This window comes from Vallicoccus soli, from assembly GCF_003594885.1.
GTDB classification, from domain to species: Bacteria; Actinomycetota; Actinomycetes; order Motilibacterales; family Motilibacteraceae; genus Vallicoccus; species Vallicoccus soli.
This window is the reverse complement of the sequence record NZ_QZEZ01000003.1, coordinates 218,519-235,450: the sequence shown is the minus strand read 5'-3', so window position 1 is coordinate 235,450 and position 16,932 is coordinate 218,519. Positions and strand designations below refer to the sequence as shown.

At 74.5% G+C, this 16,932-nt stretch carries 16 protein-coding genes and 1 pseudogene; 12 read left to right on the top strand and 5 right to left on the bottom strand.

Annotated features, from left to right (window positions below; all coding sequences use genetic code 11):
* Window positions 1-65: 65 nt before the first annotated feature.
* Complete coding sequence (locus tag D5H78_RS09270) at window positions 66-257, bottom strand: DUF2795 domain-containing protein (RefSeq protein ID WP_119950138.1); 192 nt, start codon at window positions 255-257, stop codon at window positions 66-68.
* Between the two features lie 198 nt (window positions 258-455).
* Here D5H78_RS09270 and D5H78_RS09265 point away from each other — a divergent pair, with 198 nt between their 5' ends.
* The 6 genes from D5H78_RS09265 (at window position 456) to D5H78_RS09240 (ending at window position 5,646) form a co-directional block, all read left to right on the top strand.
* Window positions 456-2,552 carry a S8 family serine peptidase gene (locus D5H78_RS09265; protein ID WP_119950137.1) on the top strand — a complete coding sequence of 699 codons (2,097 nt, stop codon included), beginning with the start codon at window positions 456-458 and terminating at the stop codon, window positions 2,550-2,552.
* Window positions 2,553-2,716: 164 nt separating this feature from the next.
* The gene (locus tag D5H78_RS09260; RefSeq protein ID WP_218566423.1) at window positions 2,717-3,691 is read left to right on the top strand and encodes a multicopper oxidase domain-containing protein; all 975 of its coding nucleotides are present in this window, start codon (window positions 2,717-2,719) and stop codon (window positions 3,689-3,691) included.
* Window positions 3,692-3,710: 19 nt separating this feature from the next.
* The gene (locus D5H78_RS09255; protein ID WP_119950136.1) at window positions 3,711-4,220 is read left to right on the top strand and encodes a DUF6226 family protein; all 510 of its coding nucleotides are present in this window, start codon (window positions 3,711-3,713) and stop codon (window positions 4,218-4,220) included.
* Window positions 4,221-4,227: 7 nt separating this feature from the next.
* Complete coding sequence (locus D5H78_RS09250) at window positions 4,228-4,746, top strand: phosphatase PAP2 family protein (RefSeq protein ID WP_119950135.1); 519 nt, start codon at window positions 4,228-4,230, stop codon at window positions 4,744-4,746.
* 31 nt (window positions 4,747-4,777) lie between these two features.
* Window positions 4,778-5,224, top strand: a complete 447-nt coding sequence (locus D5H78_RS09245; protein WP_218566422.1) for a very short patch repair endonuclease — start codon at window positions 4,778-4,780, stop codon at window positions 5,222-5,224.
* A gap of 161 nt (window positions 5,225-5,385) precedes the next feature.
* Complete coding sequence (locus D5H78_RS09240) at window positions 5,386-5,646, top strand: hypothetical protein (RefSeq protein WP_119950134.1); 261 nt, start codon at window positions 5,386-5,388, stop codon at window positions 5,644-5,646.
* A gap of 15 nt (window positions 5,647-5,661) precedes the next feature.
* On the opposite strand, the gene D5H78_RS09235 is transcribed toward D5H78_RS09240, so the two are convergent.
* The 4 genes and pseudogenes from D5H78_RS09235 to D5H78_RS20450 form a co-directional block, all read right to left on the bottom strand.
* Window positions 5,662-6,063, bottom strand: a complete 402-nt coding sequence (locus tag D5H78_RS09235) for a type II toxin-antitoxin system VapC family toxin (protein ID WP_119950133.1) — start codon at window positions 6,061-6,063, stop codon at window positions 5,662-5,664.
* A complete protein-coding gene (locus D5H78_RS09230; protein WP_245941636.1) occupies window positions 6,060-6,320 on the bottom strand; it encodes a type II toxin-antitoxin system VapB family antitoxin in 261 nt (86 codons plus the stop codon). The genes D5H78_RS09235 and D5H78_RS09230 overlap by 4 nt, the downstream gene beginning before the upstream one ends.
* Window positions 6,321-6,390: 70 nt before the next feature.
* Entirely contained in the window at window positions 6,391-9,483 is a 3,093-nt protein-coding gene (locus tag D5H78_RS09225; protein WP_119950131.1) for a DEAD/DEAH box helicase, read from the bottom strand.
* Between the two features lie 697 nt (window positions 9,484-10,180).
* Window positions 10,181-12,042: pseudogene (locus tag D5H78_RS20450) on the bottom strand (DNA/RNA helicase domain-containing protein); the annotation flags it as partial.
* A gap of 145 nt (window positions 12,043-12,187) precedes the next feature.
* Here D5H78_RS20450 and D5H78_RS09215 point away from each other — a divergent pair.
* The 6 genes from D5H78_RS09215 to D5H78_RS09190 all read left to right on the top strand — a co-directional run bounded on the left by D5H78_RS09215 (window position 12,188) and on the right by D5H78_RS09190 (window position 16,861).
* The gene (locus D5H78_RS09215; protein ID WP_218566419.1) at window positions 12,188-12,664 is read left to right on the top strand and encodes a nucleotide pyrophosphohydrolase; all 477 of its coding nucleotides are present in this window, start codon (window positions 12,188-12,190) and stop codon (window positions 12,662-12,664) included.
* Between the two features lie 55 nt (window positions 12,665-12,719).
* Complete coding sequence (locus D5H78_RS09210) at window positions 12,720-13,454, top strand: NERD domain-containing protein (protein ID WP_119950130.1); 735 nt, start codon at window positions 12,720-12,722, stop codon at window positions 13,452-13,454.
* 145 nt (window positions 13,455-13,599) lie between these two features.
* Window positions 13,600-14,625 (top strand): hypothetical protein, encoded by a 1,026-nt coding sequence (locus tag D5H78_RS09205; protein ID WP_119950129.1) that lies wholly within the window; start codon window positions 13,600-13,602, stop codon window positions 14,623-14,625.
* 44 nt (window positions 14,626-14,669) lie between these two features.
* Window positions 14,670-15,212: a dihydrofolate reductase family protein gene (locus D5H78_RS09200; protein ID WP_119950128.1), complete on the top strand. Its 543-nt coding sequence runs from the start codon at window positions 14,670-14,672 to the stop codon at window positions 15,210-15,212.
* Entirely contained in the window at window positions 15,209-16,015 is an 807-nt protein-coding gene (locus D5H78_RS09195) for a DUF427 domain-containing protein (RefSeq protein ID WP_119950127.1), read from the top strand. Before D5H78_RS09200 ends, D5H78_RS09195 begins: the two co-directional genes overlap by 4 nt.
* Window positions 16,016-16,114: 99 nt before the next feature.
* Complete coding sequence (locus tag D5H78_RS09190; RefSeq protein WP_119950126.1) at window positions 16,115-16,861, top strand: L,D-transpeptidase family protein; 747 nt, start codon at window positions 16,115-16,117, stop codon at window positions 16,859-16,861.
* The last annotated feature ends 71 nt before the right edge of the window (window positions 16,862-16,932 follow it).

The window sequence follows — 16,932 nt, the reverse complement described above, 5'->3', positions numbered from 1 at the left end:
GCGGGCCCGGCCGGGTGGGGGTCACCGTACGAGCCCGCCGCGGCGCCGCGGAGGCGCCCCGCCGATCAGGTCGGGGTGACGCCCGCGGAGCGCGCGACCTCCTGCCCGCTCGCGTACTCGACCGGCGGCAGCGCGCGCAGCGCCCGCACCACGTCGTCCGGGGCCCCGCCCTTGACCGCGCCCTCGATGATGGCGTCCTTGTCCGCCGGGAAGTCGACCTCCCCGAGGTGGCCGATCACGTCCTCGTACGTCGCCACGGGTCCCGCGCCTCCTCTCCGCGCCGGCGGGTGCCGGCCGCGCCCCCTCCTTCACCGCTGGCGGGGCGCTGACACCTGCCGCTCACCCGATCGGGTGATGCGGAGTCCACGGGACGGGGCCGATGGACGGGTGCCACGCTGCACCCGGCACCCCGGCGGCCCCGCCCCGCCCCCATGACGCGACCAGGAAGGTCGGACGTGACGAAGAACCTCCCACGCCCCCCGCGCGCGGTCCTCGCGGCCGCCGCCGTCCTCGCGGGGCTGCTCGCGCCGGCGGGCGCGGCGGCGGCGGCCGGCCCGGCGGCCCGGCCGGCGCCGCCGCCGGTCCCCGGGCCCGCCGTGGCGGCGCCGCGGCAGGCCCCCGAGGACCAGGCGCGGATCACGGTGCGGCTCGAGGCCGGCGCGCCCGTGGCGCGCTCGGCGGCCGCGGCCGACGGCCTGGCCGCGCTCGACGCGGCCGGCGCGCAGGACGCCCGGCCCGTGGCGGGGGAGCGGGCGTACCAGGTCGTGCTCCCGGCCGACGAGGCGACGGGCGCCGCGACGGCGCTCGAGGACCAGCCGGGGGTCGCCTCGGTGTCGGTGGGCTACCGGCGCTCGGCGCACCTGGTCCCCAAGGACCCGCTGTGGAGGTACCAGGAGCCGTACATGACCGCGCTCAAGGCGCCGACCGCGTGGGACACCGCGCGCAGCGGCCCGGGCGTGAAGATCGCGGTGGTCGACACCGGCGTCGCCGTCGGCCACCCGGACCTCGCGGGCAAGGTCGTCGCGCGCCGCAACGTCGTGCACGGCGACGCGGACGTGCGCGACGCCGAGGGCCACGGCACCGCGGTGGCGAGCGTGGCGGCGGCCGCGCCGCACAACCGGGTCGGCATGGCCGGCGCCGGGTGGGGCGCGAGCATCATCGCGGTCAAGGTGGCCGACGACGCCGGCGGCATGTGGAGCGACGACGTCGCCCGCGGCATCCGGTGGGCGGCGGACCAGGGCGCGGACGTCATCAACCTGAGCCTGGGCGGCCCGACCGTCGAGCCGTACGAGCGCGAGGCCGTCGCGTACGCGCGCAGCAAGGGCGCCGTCGTCGTGGCGTCCGCGGGGAACGAGGGCACCAAGGTCCCGAACTATCCCGCGGCCCTGCCGGGCGTGATCTCCGTGGGCGCGTCGAACCACTACGGCACCGGCCGGCCGTCCTGGAGCAGCTTCGGCGCCTGGGTCGACGTCGCCGCGCCCGGCTCGAGCATCGCCGCGGCCAACACCGACGGCACCTGGGGTCCCTGGGACGGCACCTCGTTCTCCTCGCCGCTCGTGGCGGGCGAGGTCGCGCTGCTGGTCGGCGCGGCACCCGACGCCACCGAGCCGCAGCTCACCGCGGCGGTGCTCGGCGCGACGCGCGGCGGCGGCCTCGGCTTCGCCCGGGGCATCGTCGACTTCCCGGCGGCGCTGGCCTCGCTGACGCAGACGCGGGCGACCTCGCCGCGCGCCGGCGCCGTGGTCTCCGGCGCCGTCGCGGTGACGGCGAGCTCGGCGTCGCCGTACGTCCGCTTCGCCCTGCCCGGCCAGTCCGCCGTCGTCGCGCGGGTCGCGGGCGGCGTCGCCAGGGCGTCCGTCACCTCGTACGGCCTCTCGGGCGCCCAGCCGCTGCGGGTCTCCGGCTGCACGTCGCCGACGTCCTGCTCCCCGAAGCAGACCGTCACCACGGTGACGGTGCGCAACCCCGCGCCGGCCGTGACGGTGCCCGCGGAGGAGGTCCGGACCACCGCCGCTGCGGTCTCGGCGACCGCGCCGGGCGGCGCGGTGCGCTTCCTGCTCGACGGGCGGGTCGTCAGCACCGACGCCTCGGCGCCGTACCAGGCGAGCCTGCCGGTCTACAACGTCGCCGACGGCCCGCACACGGTCCAGGCGGTGCTCTGCTCGAGCGCGGCCACCGTCTGCGACACCGCCCACCCCTCGCCGGCCCGGACGATCCAGGTCCGCCGCCTGCACCCGGCGATCACCTCGCTGGCGCCGGCCGTGTTCACGCCGGACGGGGACGGGCGCGACGACGCGTCGCGGCTGATCTTCACCCTCGAGCGGGCGCAGGCCGTGCGCATCGACGTGCGCGACGCCGCCGGCACCTCCGTGCGCGAGGCGGTGTGGGCGTCGCTGCCCGCCGGGAAGCACGTCTGGTACTGGGACGGGCGCCGTACCGACGGCACCCCCGCGCGGGCCGGCAAGCACGTCCTGACCGTGTCGACGAGCGCGACCGTCGGCGGCGTCGCCCTCGAGGGGCTGGCGCGGGCCGGGGTGACGCTGCAGCGCTGAGGCCGCGCACGACCGGATGTTGACCCGGGCACCCTTCCCTCCGCGGGTGGTCAGGACGTAGCGTTCTCCGCGCTCCTCCTGCCACCCGCGGGGCGGGGGTGTGCCCGCTGCGGGTGAGCCGCAGCGCGCCCGGCCGCGGGACCTCGACGAGGAGGACCCACCGCGTGAGCGCCCTGCCCACCCGCCCCGACGCCCCGACCGAGCAGGCGCGGGGGAGCCGCGTACGCCGGCGCTCCCTCCTCACGGGCCTGCTCGCCACGCCGCTCGCGGCGGTGGCCGGTCCGGCGCAGGCCGAGGAGGCGCCCCGCGTGGCGGTCGCCCGCAGGCCCCGCCGCAAGCCCCGCGAGGTGACGCTCTACGCGGCGGACCTGCCGGACGGCGCCGGCTGGGGCTTCGGCCTCGAGCCGGGCGAGCCCACGGTGCCCGGCCCGACGCTGGAGATGGTCGAGGGCGAGACGCTGCGCGTCACCGTCGTCAACCAGGCCACGACGACGGTGAGCCTGCACGTGCACGGCGTCGACTACGACATCGACAGCGACGGCACCCCGATGAACGGCGGCACCGTCGCGCCGGGCGCCGAGCGGACGTACGTCTGGCGCTCGCACGCCCCGCACCGCCGCCGCGACCGCACCTGGGCGTCGGGCAGCGCCGGCTACTGGCACTACCACGACCACTCGGTGGGCTCGGACCACGGGACGATGGGCGTGCAGAAGGGCCTGTACGGCGCCCTCGTCGTCCGCCGCCCCGGCGACCCGCTGCCGGACCAGCAGATCGTCTGCGTCTTCGCCGACGTCATCGTCAACGGGATGCCGGCCGGGCAGGCGCCGACGTTCCACTCGCGCCTCGGCGACCGCGTCGAGTGGATCATGATCACGCACGGCGAGCTGTTCCACACCTTCCACCTGCACGGGCACCGCTGGGCCGACAACCGGACCGGGCTCGTGCAGGACGCGCGGGACGAGTCGCGGCTGCTCGACACCCGCGTCACCGGCCCGGCCGACTCGTTCGGGTTCCAGGTCATCGCGGGGGAGCGGGTCGGCCCGGGCGCGTGGATGTACCACTGCCACGTCCAGCACCACTCGGACTTCGGGATGGCCGGGCACTGGCACATCGCCGACGAGGGGCACCCGCACCACTGAGGGCGCCACACTGGGCCCCGTGAGCAGGTGGGGCCCGGAGGGGCCGCCCGACGAGGCGTACGAGCGCGTCACCGACCCGGAGCGGTTCGGCGTGCTGCACGGCGTGGCGCGGGCGCTGGTGGCCGACCTCGAGCGGCGCTTCGCCGTGCGCACCGAGCAGGTCGCGGGCGGCGTCCGCCTCGTCCCCGACGGCGGGGGCACGCCGCTCGAGGTCGAGCTCACGCCGTTCCCCGGGGTCAGGCTCCGGTACGGCCGCTCCGGCGGCGGGGCGTTCCCGCTGTGCGGTTGCGACGCCTGTGACGAGGACCCGCAGGAGGTCGCCGAGCAGCTGCGGGAGGCCGTCGAGGACGTCGTCGGCGGACGGTACGCCGAGGAGCTCGCGTGCGAGCCCGGCAAGGCGACGGTGACGACGCGGACGCCGGGGAGCACGGGCTGCTCGTCCTACGACGAGGAGGAGGCCGAGCCCTACGGCCCGCCCGGGCTCCGCTGGCAGCACGCCTGGCCCGCCTGGCCGGCCCGCGGGAGCTGAGCGGCGCGTGCGGCTACCGGGGGAGCGCGAGCTGCTGCTGCGGCTGCGCCCTGCCGACGGCGGTGCCGTCGAGGACGTGGCGGTGCTGGTGCGCGACGCGACCGACGGGGTCGTGCTGGCGGGGGTGGCCGGGGCCGCCGCCCTCGTCCTCGCGGTGCGGCGCCGGCGGTGCGAGGCCCTCCTGCTCCTGGCCGCGGCGCTCCTGCCGCTGCTGCTGAACCCGCTGCTCAAGCGGGCGTTCGCGCGTCCCCGCCCGGAGCTGTGGGCGGCGGCGGACGAGGCGTCGGCGTACGCCTTCCCGTCCGGCCACGCCGTCGGGACCGCGGCGCTGCTCGGCGGCCTGCTGCTCGTGGCTCGCCGGCCGCGGTTCGTCGTGGCCGTCGGTCTCCCGCTCGTCCTGCTCGTCGGGGTCGCCCAGCTCGTCGCCGGCGTGCACTGGCCCTCGGACGTGCTCGCGGGGTGGGTCGTCGCCGCCGCGTGGGTCGCCCTGGTGGCGGTGATGGCGCGGCGCCTGCGGTCCGACTGACCTGTCGGACCGGACCGGCAGGGTGGCGCCCGTGCTCCTCCCGCCCGCGCCGCCGGCCTCGTCGCCGGGCGTCGCGCGGATCATGCGGCGCAACCGCTGCCGGGACACGGCAGCGGAGCTCGCCGTGCGCCGCGAGCTGCACCGCCGGGGCTACCGGTTCCTCGTGGACGCCACCCCGGCCGGCACCAACCGGCGGCGCCGCGCCGACGTCGTCCTGCGCGGCCCGCGCATCGCCCTCTTCGTCGACGGCTGCTTCTGGCACTCCTGCCCCGAGCACCTGCACCTGCCGAGGGCCAACGCGGACTGGTGGCGGGCCAAGCTCGCCTCGGTCGTCGCCCGCGACCGCGACACCGACCGGCACCTGCTGGAGCACGGCTGGTGGCCGACGCGGGCGTGGGAGCACGAGGACCCGGCCGACGTGGTCGACGACGTCGCGGTCGCCGTACGGCTGCGCCGCATCCTCGCCGCGCTAGCGTGACGGCATGGGAGCGGGACCGTACGAGGCGCTGGCCGCGCTGCGCGCCGCCGCCGACGACGGCCGCCTCGACGCGCGCTGGCCGACCGGCACGGGCTGGCGGTGCTCACGGTGTTCGGCAGCACCGCGCGGGGGAGCCCCACCCGCGGGACCTCGACGTCGCTGTGGCGACCAGACCCGGCGCCGGCCGGCTCGACGTGCTCGCGCTGCTCAACGACCTCGCCGTGCTGACGGGCAGTGACGACGTCGACCTCATGGTGCTCGACGCGGCGCTGCCGGTGGCGCGGGAGCGTGCCCTGGTGGGCGCGGTGGCGCTCTACGAGGACGAGCCGGGCCGGTACGACCGCCTGCGCGCCCACGCCGTCGTCGAGCGCTTGGAGACGGCGTGGCTGCGCGAGCTCGAGCTGCGCCAGTTGCAGCGATGACGCACGTCTGCCGGCTCAGCCCTGCGGCACGGCCGGCTCGACGTCGGTGTGGACGAAGTCGTCGCCCTTGAAGAGCAGCGGTTCGTCGAGGTCCCTGGCCAGCGCGTAGGCGAAGCAGTCCCCGAAGTTCAGGTTGGCCGGATGCCCACTGCCCCGACCGAAGTCCCGGTATGCCTCACGCGCGAGGCGTGCCTGCCGCTCGGTGACGGGCTCGACGACGACACGCAGCAGCTCGACGAGGCGGTCGAGTTGTCGGGAGGCGACCGGATCGCGCCGCCGGTCGACCACGATGCTCGCCGCAAGGAGGTTCGCCGCTGACATGCGGAGCGGCCGCGCCTCGACAGCGGCGCGCAGGTAGCGGTCTGCGTCGCTCTCCTCAAGTGCGATGGCGACGACGGCCGACGAGTCGATGATCACCGGGGCAGGCCGCGCTCGTCGTAGAGCAACGCGTCGATGTCGGCCGATCCGGGGCCGTCCTCGAGGCGCTTCGCCAGGTCGCCGGTGATGGCCTTCACGGCGTCGATCGTGGCCTGCACGTCGCGCCCGCCCGGTCGGGCGTCGATGCGCTCGAGGCGCTCCCGCAGAGCCTGGGTGATCGCGCCGGTGAGGGTCTCCCCGGTGCGCGCGGCGACCTGGCGGGCGAGCGCCTCGGTCTCGGGGTTCTTGATGTTCATGCTCACGGCAGCATCCTGGGTAGAACGGTGTACACCTCGTTCTACCTGTACCCCTTCGCTCGCGGGGACGTCAACCAGCGACCACCGACGCCGTCAGGTACGTCTCCGCCGGCATCGGCCGGTCGAGCCGCCAGGTGATGGCGATGGGCCGCTCGCCGCGGTGCTCGACGTACGACGCCTGCCCGAGGCACAGGAACGGTGCCGCCCCGAACTCGTTCTCCGGGGCGTCGCGGACGAAGAGGACGACGTGCGTGCCGAGCTCGCAGTGGTTGAGGTAGCGCTGCCCCGCCGGCGAGGTGAGCGACGTCGCGTTCTGCGACTCCCAGTGGAACAGCTCGGTGCTGAGCGCGTAGTCGCGGTACATCGTCGTCGGCGAGAAGTCCTTCTCCGACTTCTGCAGGTTGATGAGCAGTGCGTCGGTCTGCGTCTCCTCGGCCCACGCGACGCCGGTGATGTTGCCGCGCGCGCTGCGCTCGAGGGACGCCCAGCCGAGCGCCGCGAGGATCTCCTCCCGGCGGTAGCGCGCGTGGCTGGCCAGCGGCACGTGCTGCAGGCCGTCGCCGAGCGAGCGGGGCGTGTGCCGGGCGGAGTCGAGCCCGAGGGCGACCACCTGCCGGAGCTCCTCGCAGACCGCGGGGTTGCGCCGCAGCCGGTCGAGGCCCTCCTCGTAGTGGGCGAACCCCCCGGTGTTCGGCCAGAGGGTGAAGAAGAGCATGCGCGCCAGGCGCTGCTCCCGCTCGGTGAGGTCGTGGTACGCCGGCCCGTCCGGCGCGGCGAGGCGGGCGTACGCCGCCGCCCGCTCCGGGTCGTCGACGTGCAGCAGCGACGACACGCGGCGCAGGAGGGAAGCCTCGTCGGGGCCGGGGTTGAGCGTCGGGAGCCCTGCCTCGCGCCGCAGCGAGGTCCACGACCCCTTGGCCTTGTAGACGTCGCTGAGGTCGCGCCCGGACTCGCGCAGGTACGCGGCGAGGTCGAGGTCGCCGTGCGTCCGCACGTCGGCGACGAGCTGCTTGCGGGTGAGGGCGATCTGCCGCTTGACGTTGTCGAGCACGATGCCCTGCGCGACCCGGTCGAGGACGATCTGGCTCCCCGCCGGCAGGAACGGGAAGCCGTGCTCGATCTGACGTACGAGGCCCGTGCGGCTCGCGCCGGTCAGCGCGCGGTAACGCACGTCGAAGCGGAACTCCCGCCGGTGCTGCCCGATGAAGTCGAGCACCGTGAGGACCGCTTTCCCGGGGGCCCGGCGCAGGCCGCGTCCCAGCTGCTGCAGGAAGGTCGTGGAGCTCTGGGTCGGACGCAGGAACAGGACCGTGTCCACCTGCGGCAGGTCGAGGCCCTCGTTGAAGAGGTCGGCGGCGAAGAGGCAGCCGACCTCCTGGCGCCGCAGCTGCTCCAGCGCCTGCGCGCGCTCCTCGGGACCCGTGCCACCGTGCACGGCGAGCGAGGGGATGCCGGCCTCGCTGAACACGCGGGCCATGTACTCCGCATGGGCGACGGAGACGCAGAACCCGAGCGCCCGCATCCGCCGGACGTCGGTCACCTTGTCGGTCAGCTCGCGCAGGACCTTGGCCGCGCGGGCGTCGTTGCCGGTGTAGAGCTTGTCGAGGCCCTCCACGTCGTACGCGCCGCGCTTCCACGCGACGCCGCTCAGGTCGACGTCGTCGGACACACCGAAGTAGTGGAAGGGGCAGAGCAGGTCGGCCGCGAGGGCGTCCCACAACCGCAGCTCGGCCGCCGTACGCCCGTCGAAGAAGCGGCGCACGTCGGTCCCGTCGCTGCGCTCGGGCGTGGCGGTGAGGCCGAGCAGCTCCCGCGGCTGGAGGTGGTCGAGCAGCCGGCGGTACGTCGCCGCCTCGGCGTGGTGGAACTCGTCGATGACGACGACGTCGAAGTGCTCGGCAGGTAGCCGATCGATGCCGTACGCCGACAGCGACTGCACGCTGGCGAACACGTGCCGCCACTTCTCCGGTCGCGCGCCGCCGACGTACAGCTCGCCGAACGCGCCGTCGGCGAGCACCTCGCGGTACGTCCGCAGCGACTGCTCGAGGATCTCCTTGCGGTGGGCGACGAAGAGCAGCGTCGGGTCGCCGCCGAGCTGATCGCGCAGGCGCCGGTAGTCCAGCGCCGCGACCACGGTCTTGCCGGTGCCCGTCGCCGCGACGACGAGGTTGCGGTGCCGGTCGTGGACCTGCCGCTCCGCGTCGAGAGCCTCGAGGATCTCCTCCTGGTGGGGGAGCGGGCGCACCTCGAGCCCCGCCAGGGTGCTCGTTGTCGCCGTGCCGCTGCGACCTCCGCCCCGTGCCAGCGCCTCGTCGAGGAGGTCGGCGTCCCGGTCCGGGTCGTACGCCGTGAACGCCGGGTCGGCCCAGTAGCTGTCGAAGGTCGCGGCGAACTTGCGCAGCAGCTGCGGGGTGGTGACGGCGGCGAGGCGCACGTTCCACTCGAGCCCGTCGACGAGGGCGGAGCGGGAGAGGTTGGAGCTGCCGACGTACGCGGTGTCGTAGCCCGTGCCGCGCCGGAACAGCCACGCCTTGGCGTGCAGCCGCGTCGACTGCGTCTCGTAGTTGATGCGCACCTCGGCGCCGAAGCGCCGTACGAGCTCGTCGACCGCCCGCCGCTCCGTGGCGCCGACGTACGTCGTGGTGATGACCCGCAGCGGCACGCCGCGCTCGCGCAGCTCGCTCAGCTGCTGCTCGAGCAGGCGCAGGCCGTGCCACTTGACGAACGCGCACAGCAGGTCCACCCGGTCGGCGCTGGCGAGCTCCGCGCGCAGCTCGGTCCCGAGCTGCGGCTCCCCCGTGGCGTTCGTCAGCAGCGCGGCGTCGGACAGCGGGGTCGTGGGACGGGGGAGGATCCGGTGGACGCCGGGGGCCTCCTCGTAGGTGAGCGCGATGAGCTGCTGCACGGGACCGTCGGGCAGGAGCGCGTCGGAGACCTGCAGGGCGCCGAGGACGTCGTTGACGAGCGCTCGGCGGCGGCCCTCGTCGCGCTCGTCCTCGAGCTTGCGCAGCACAGCGGCTGCGATGTGTCTACTTAATAGCGTTGGCAGATCCTCGCTGGAAGTGGCCGCGTAGCGGGCAGTCAACGAGGTTCCAGCGACAGCCGTATCGAGGTCGACCGTTCGCAGTGTCTCGTACAGTCCCCTCCTGAGTTCTCCATACACGTCTCCATCATGTCACTCGCAGCACTGGCCCCGCGGTGCGGGAAGCGACGGCACTCGACGTGCTGTACCTTGCTAGGCGTGACGGGGGACGAGCGGCCGAATAGCAGCAAGGAGGAACCCAAGCACGAGTTCGAGGGTCTCGGGCTCGCTTTCGGCTTAATCGCGGCTGGATCCATTCTCTGGGCGTTGCCAGGGCTGATGGATGCGCGTGGAGGGTGGTCGACAGCCGGTTCTGTCTCTGCTTGGCTGCTATTCACCTGCGGTGCGACGGCAGTCATGTTCGAGCTTGAGAGTACAAGTGGTCGAGCAGGTCTTTCAGACCTTGGTGTAGCAATCCTCTTGATTGGTGCTGCCGCAGGGCTGCTGGTGCTGGTACGTCAAGGGCTCGACGGCCCGCTGGCTGGCTTTGTTGCAGTGATTGCTGTATGCGTCCTAGTAGTAGGCCTCGTCGGGGGTGGCATGGGTTTGGGGAAGGTAGCTAGTCCGGCGCGCCCCCTGGCGGGTGAGACACGCTCGGTATTCAAGGGCGGGAGCACGGGTGCCAGTCGTAGTCGTACTGGGGAGCGCTTCACCCGGGCGGAGAGGTGGGCGCTGCTGCTGGCAGTAGCACAGGTACTCCTAGGTGCGTTGGCGCTCTTTGGCTGAGGCGCCGCGCGCCGGAACGTTGTCTGGCGACGAACTGCCTGTCTCCTGCGACGAGAAGTTTCAGCAGCAGAGAACTAGTTGCCGGATCGCTGGAGTACAAGATGGTGCCCATCATTCCCCGGGTTAGCAGCACCTTGTAGACGTTGCGAACCAGGCGGTCGAAGTCCTCGTCGCTCACCTTTGCGCGGTTGCGGAAGTCCGGGTCTTTGTTCGCCGCGCGGTCGCTCACGAAACGGCCGTCGCGCCAGATGAGGTCCGGACCGAGGGTGACGCCCGACCAGTCGTACTCGAAGCCCTGGGCCGTGTAGACGCACCCGACCTGGTCGAAGCCTGCGGGGTCGGTGGCCCACAGCGGTGCCGGCGGTGCCCCGCCCACGGAGCGGTCGCCCTTGAGGTTCCAGGGTCGTGCCCAACCGCCGAGCCGGACGTCCGGCACGAGGGACCCGTCGGGTCGCGGGTCACTCCAGGGCCAGCAGTAGCCGGCGGCCATGCGCGCGCCGTACCCCTTCTGCATGCGCTCCCTGAGGAACGCCTTCATCTCCTCGGGTGTCTCGGCGACCCGGACCTCGAACGACGCATCACCCTGCCACGGCACAGGGCCGCCGTCCGCGAGGCCGAGGAGCCGCAGCACCCACTGCACGTACTCCTCGCTCCCGCCGCAGCGGAACTGCGCATCCAGGTTCACGGGATGCACTGTCAGCCCGAGAGCAGCCGCGTAGCGCTCGATGTCCTCGGCCGTACCGAGCTCGCCAGGCCGTACCACCTGATGCTCGTCGAGGAGGAACACCGGGACGCGTGCCGCCGCCATCAGCTCGTCGACCTGCGGCCGGCCGGTCCTGAGCGCCGCGCGCGTGTAGCGGTCCACCGACGTCTCCCGGATGCGGTGGGCCTCGTCGAGGATGAGGACGTCGAGGCCGTTGCGCTCGGCCTCCATGAACGAGTTGAAGTACTTGAACATCCGCTGCACCCGCGGTGCACGCTGGCCCGCGACCTTGCGCAGGGTCTGGGTGAAGGACCGCGAGCCCGTGGCGTGCAGCACGGTGCGGCCGCGGCGCGCGAGCTCGCCGAGCAGCGAGAGGGCGATCACGCTCTTGCCGCTCCCTGGCCCGCCCGTCACGAGGACGACAGCCTTGCGGTCCCCGGAGCGGGCCCGCTCGACCTCGTGCAGGACCAGCGAGTACGCCAGCTTCTGCTCCGCGAGCAGGACGAACTGCTCACGGCGCTGCACCTCGTCCGCCGCGACCGCCAGGAGCTGGCGGCTGGGCGCCACGGCGCTCGAGAGCAGCAGGTCCGCGAACGGCGCCCCCGCGACGCCGGGTCCAGCCGCTCCAGCAGGAAGTCGACGAGTTCGCCCTGCCGTGCCGCGGTGAAGAGGCGCCCGTACCGGTCCTGCGGGTACGCCCACAGCCCGGAGACGGCCTGCTCGTCCGTGGCGTTGTGGAGGTACGCCAGACCTGCGACCGCGTCGGGGACGTCCTGCAGCGCGGACGTGAAGTCCACGAGGTAGTCGCAGTAGCCGCGCACCTGGGCGACGGGGTGCAGGTGCGGTCGCGCGGTCCCGGGCACGAGCACGAGCTCCGGGTCGTCCTCCCACGGCGTCGCGGCACTCCACTGCTTGAGCTCGACCACGACGTACGAAGGCTCTCCCGTCCGCGGATGCGCGCCCGCCAGCACGACGTCGGCCCGCTTCGACGTCAGGGGCAGGTGGTGCTCGACGAGCACCTCGACCCGGTCGAGGCCGGCGCGCAAGAGGTCCTGCGCCAGCACCGGCAGGCTGCGGTCCCACGAGGTGATCTCGGCGGGGGAGGGGCTGCGGCCGGTCCGGTGACGCATCTGCTCGGCGATGCGCAGTCCCAGGCTCCCCTCGAGCGCCAGGGCGGCAAGCCCCGCCGCGGAGTGACGGAGCAGCGTCACGGACAGTCCCCCAGGCAGCACGAGTCGTCTCGCGCGGGTGGGGGCGTGTCCGGAGCTGCGAGCAGCGTGTGGAAGCCCGTCGGGCCGCAGTGGGCAGCACCATAACCGCCGGTACGTCCGCTGGGGGCGTGACATCCTCGGCGGCGTGTCCGAGCCCGAGACCGACCTGATGGACCTCCGCGACCGCATGCGCAGGTTCACCGACGAGCGCGACTGGACGCGGTTCCACGACCCGAAGTCCCTCCTCCTCGCGCTCGTAGGGGAGGTGGGCGAGGTGGCAGAGCTGTTCCAGTGGCTCGACGCCGACGCAGCGGCCGAGGTGGCACGTCGGGACCCGCTGGCGACCCGCGTCGCCGAGGAGCTCGCCGACGTCCTGCTCTACCTCGTACGGCTCGCCGACGTCTGCGGGGTCGACCTCGCGGCTGCCGCCCGGAACAAGCTCACAGCGGCCGGAGACCGGTACGTCGCCGGTGACGTCCGGGGTGTGGCGCCCCGACGGGACCGCGCCTCGGCCACGACGAGCGAGCGGGGATCTGCGGCGGCCCTGGACGCTCACCGCCTGTCTGGGGACGTCAAGGACCGGCGCGAGGTCGACCAAGCACGGACCAACCTCCAGGAGTAGCCGTCCTCAGGAGCACCTCCTGCCGGTCGATGGGGAGCCGGCGGGAGGGGGACCCATGACGGCAGGGCAGGGGGCCGAGCAGCAGGCCCAGCGGGCAGCGGCACGGGCGGAGCGGCTGGAGCGCGAGCTCGAGCGCGCCCGCAGGAGCCAGGTGACCTGGGGGGCCGGCGCAGACGGGGAGCGCCTCGTCGGCGAGCGCCTCGACCGGCTCCGCGGGCACGGCTGGCTGGCGCTGCACGACGTCCGGTGGCCCGGCCGGCCGAAGGCCAACCTGGACCACGTCGTCGTGGGCCCGGGCGGGGTGGTCGTGGTGGACGCGAAGAACTGGACCGGCACGGCCGACGTGCGCGACGGCGTCCTGCGGCACAACGGCCGCAAGCGGCTGAAGCACACCGAGTCCGTGCTCACGCAGTCCGCCGCGGTCGCGGCTGTCCTGCCGCCCGGAGTCCGCCGGCACGTCAAGGGCTGCCTGTGCCTGGTCGGGCACGGCGACCTGCAGGAGCGGACCGCCGACGGGGCCGTCGTCCTCGGCCTCGAGCGGCTCGAGCGTGCCCTGCTGGCGCTCCCGCAGGTCCTGGCCCCCGACGCCGTCGAGCGGCTGGGCCGCGACCTGCCGGGCCTCCTCGAGCAGGGGGTACCCGCTGGCGCCCTGACCGAGCCGACGCCGCCGCCCGCGCTCGTCACCCCCGAGGCACCGGGGCGTCCGCGGCTCGGGCTGCGCCTGCTGGTCGCCTCGGGCCTCGGCTTCGGTGCGGTCCTGGCGCTGAACGAGGTGCTCCGGCTCGCGTGAGGCGTGGCGCGCCCCTGGACGCAGCTGCCGACGCCCGCCTCGCCATAGCGCCGGGCCTGCGCTACCGCGTCAAGGTGCTGGCGTGATCGCACCCCGACCCAGTTGACCCCGTGACGCGGCCCGCGACATCTGCTCCACTGGGCGGGTGCCGCCGCGCGAGGCCCACCTGGTGGGCAGCCTGCCCGGCCCGACGCCCGCCGCCGCGACGACGACGGCGCTGGACGTGCTCGGGCCGTACCTGCGCACGCTCCCCGACGGCGAGACGGGGGAGCGGCGCAACTGGATCATCTCGATCATCGAGGGCCTGCGCGAGCACCCCGACCTCGAGCTGGCGCAGCAGGGCGACTGGTCGGACTACGACCGCACGCCGCGGCTGCGGGTGCGCCGGGGCCGCCGGCTGTACGGCGCCGCCCTCGACCTCGGCCACGTCGCCGCGGTGCGCGAGAGCCACCCGCAGTTCCTCGAGGTCCGGGGGAGCAGGACGGACCTGCGGTTCCAGCAGGGCGTGCCGGGCGACCTCGACGTGGCGGCGTTCGCCCTGGGCCGCACGGGCGCGGTGAGGAGCCGGCGCGCCTTCACCGAGGCCACGCTCGCCGAGGTGCGCGACGTCGCCGCCCTCACCGGCCCGGGAACGCTCTTCCAGGTCGAGGTCCCCCTCGAGCTCGTCATGCTCGCGAAGGCGCCGCCCCCGGTGCGCCCGGCCCTCGCGCGGCTCCTGGCCCGCGGCGTCACGAGGCTCGCGGCCGCCACCGCAGAGGGGACGCGGTTCGCCGTCCACCTCTGCCTCGGCGACATGAACCACCGCGCCTACGCGACCATGACCGACGTCGGCCCGCTCGTCCTGCTCGCTGGCGCGATCATCGGCGGCTGGCCCGAGGGGCGCCCGCTCGAGCTCGTCCACGCGCCGTTCGCCGCGGCCGAGCGCCCGCCGACCACGGACCCCGCGTTCTACGCGCCGCTCGCCGGGTTGCGGCTCCCGCTGGACGTGCGCTTCGCGGCCGGCGTCGCGCACGAGGAGCAGGCGCCGGGCGACCAGCGCGCGGTGCGCGACCTCGTCGAGGAGCACCTGCAGCGCCGTGTCGTCGTCGCGTCGGCGTGCGGCCTCGGGCGGCGCACGCAGGACGCGGGCCGCGCCGTCCTCGAGCGCACCGCCGAGCTCTGCGAGGCCTGACGGCGACGGCCCCGCGCGGCGGCGGGGCGCGGCAGAGTGGGCCCATGGCGACCTCGTACTTCACCGCCTCCAGCGTCGACGGCTTCATCGCCGACCCCGAGGCGACCCTGTCCTGGCTGCTGTCCCGCGACATCGACCCGGACGGGCCGATGGCGTACCAGCGCTTCATGGACCGCGTCGGGGCGGTGGTCATGGGAGCGACGACGTACCGCTGGGTCCTGGACCACGAGCCGGGGGCGTGGCCGTACGGGGTCCCGACCTGGGTCTTCGCGCACGGCGACGTCCCGCGCGTCGACGGCGCCGACCTGCGCGTCGTGCAGGGCGACGTCTCCGCCCACCACGCCGCCATGGCCGAGGCGGCCGGCGACCGCGACGTGTGGGTCGTCGGCGGGGGCGACCTCGCCGGGCAGTTCGCTGACGCCGGCCTGCTCGACGAGCTGTGGGTCCAGTACGCCCCCGTCGCGCTCGGCGCGGGGGCCCCGCTCCTGCCGCGCCGCGTCGAGCTGCGCCTCGAGGAGGTCGCCCGCAACCGCGACTTCGCCTGCGCCCGCTACACCGTGGTCCGCCCGACCGGGGCCCCGGCGTGAGCCTCACCCTCGGCACCGGCCCGCTGGCCCCGACCCGCGCCGGCGTCTTCGACCGCGGCACCGTCCTGTCCGGCCACCCGCTCTACCTCGAGGACGTGCCGCAGCGCGTCCGCGGCTACCTCGACGGCGAGTGCGTCGTCGACAGCCGCCGGGTCCGCATGCTCCACGAGGTCGCTGCGCTGCCGGTCTGGTGGTTCCCCGCCGAGGACGTGCGCGCCGGCGTCCTCGCCCCCAGCGGCCGCACCCGCGACGACGACCCCAAGGGCGCGCTGCGCCTGCTCGACGCCCGGCGGGGCGGGCGCGTCGTCGAGGACGCGGCGTACGACGTCCCGGAGCCGGCCGCGCTGCCCGCGCTCGCCGGGCTGGTCCAGGTCCGCTTCGGCGCCCTCGACCGCTGGCTCGAGGAGGACGACGAGGTCGTCGGGCACCCGCGCGACCCGTACCACCGGGTGGACACCCGCCGCAGCGGCGAGCACGTCGTCGTGCGCGTCGGCGGCGAGGTCGTCGCGGACTCGACGCGGCCGGTGAAGCTGTTCGAGACCGGACTGCCGCCGCGGTGGTACCTGCCCCGCGAGGACGTGCGCGCCGAGCACCTGCGCCTGTCGCCGACCACGACGGTCTGCCCCTACAAGGGCGTCGCGACCTACGCGACGCTCACCGCCGGCGGCACGGTCGTCGAGGACGGCGCGTGGTCGTACGAGGAGCCGTTCGCCGAGTCCGAGCAGGTGCGGGGGCTGCTCTCGTTCCTCGGCGGGGGCGTCGAGGTGAGCGTCGACGGGGAGCCCGCGCCCGGCACGTCCTGATCCGCCGGGAGCGTCCTGGCAGAGCCCCACCAGCGCGGTGAGGATCTTCCGTGGCCAGCGCCGGAGACGGTGTATCAGTCACGGGCGCACGCTCTCAGGGTGAGCGTGACGACGACCCGCCGGACGATCCCGGCCCTGACGGCCAGCCTGCTGGCCCTCCTGCTGGCAGCGGTCCTGCTGCCCCTCTCGGCCGCCGCCCCCGCCGGCGCGGCCGCCTGCAACACCGCGACCGGGCCGTACCAGCGCCAGGTCGAGGCCCACCTCAAGCTCCCGGTGGACGGGCGCAGCAGCCTGTCCGACTGCCGCGCGATCCAGCGCTGGCAGGGGGTGTTCGGGATCAGCCCGACGGGCTACGCCGGCCCGCAGACCTACGCGGCGGTCAAGCGCCTGCAGCTCTGGGCCACCCGCACCGCGCAGTGCGGCGGGCACGCCGCGCAGGGCAGGGCCGTGTGCGTCGACCTCACCTCGCAGGCCATGTGGCTCGTCGAGGGCGGCAAGCGCACCTGGGGGCCCTACCTCATCCGCTCGGGCCGCGACGGCTACGAGACCCGTACGACCGCCGGGCGCGGCCCCGAGTGCCGTACCGCGTCGAGCCGTGGGCCGCGCAACTACTGCCGCGTCTACTGGAAGGACATCGACCACGTGTCCGGCCAGTACGGCTCGCCCATGCCGTACTCCATGTTCTGGGACCAGGGCCAGGCGTTCCACATCTCGGACCGCTACCTGTTCGAGGAGCCCGGCTCGCACGGCTGCGTCCACGTCCCGGCCCGGGCGATCAAGGTCCTGTGGGAGAAGGTGCCCGTGGGGACCATGGTGTTCGTGTACGGCCGCAAGCCGGGCACCTGACACCAGAAGGTTGCGAACTGGCCACGAGGCCCCGTGATCACGGGCTGTGCCCCTTCCCTCTCGGGGCGGAG

Coding starts and splice junctions, on each gene's coding strand:
- D5H78_RS09200 (WP_119950128.1), top strand. CDS start 14,670: ATGGCGACCTCGTACTTCACCGCCTCCAGCGTCGACGGCTTCATCGCC.
- D5H78_RS09230 (WP_245941636.1), bottom strand. CDS start 6,320: ATGAACATCAAGAACCCCGAGACCGAGGCGCTCGCCCGCCAGGTCGCC.
- D5H78_RS09210 (WP_119950130.1), top strand. CDS start 12,720: ATGACGGCAGGGCAGGGGGCCGAGCAGCAGGCCCAGCGGGCAGCGGCA.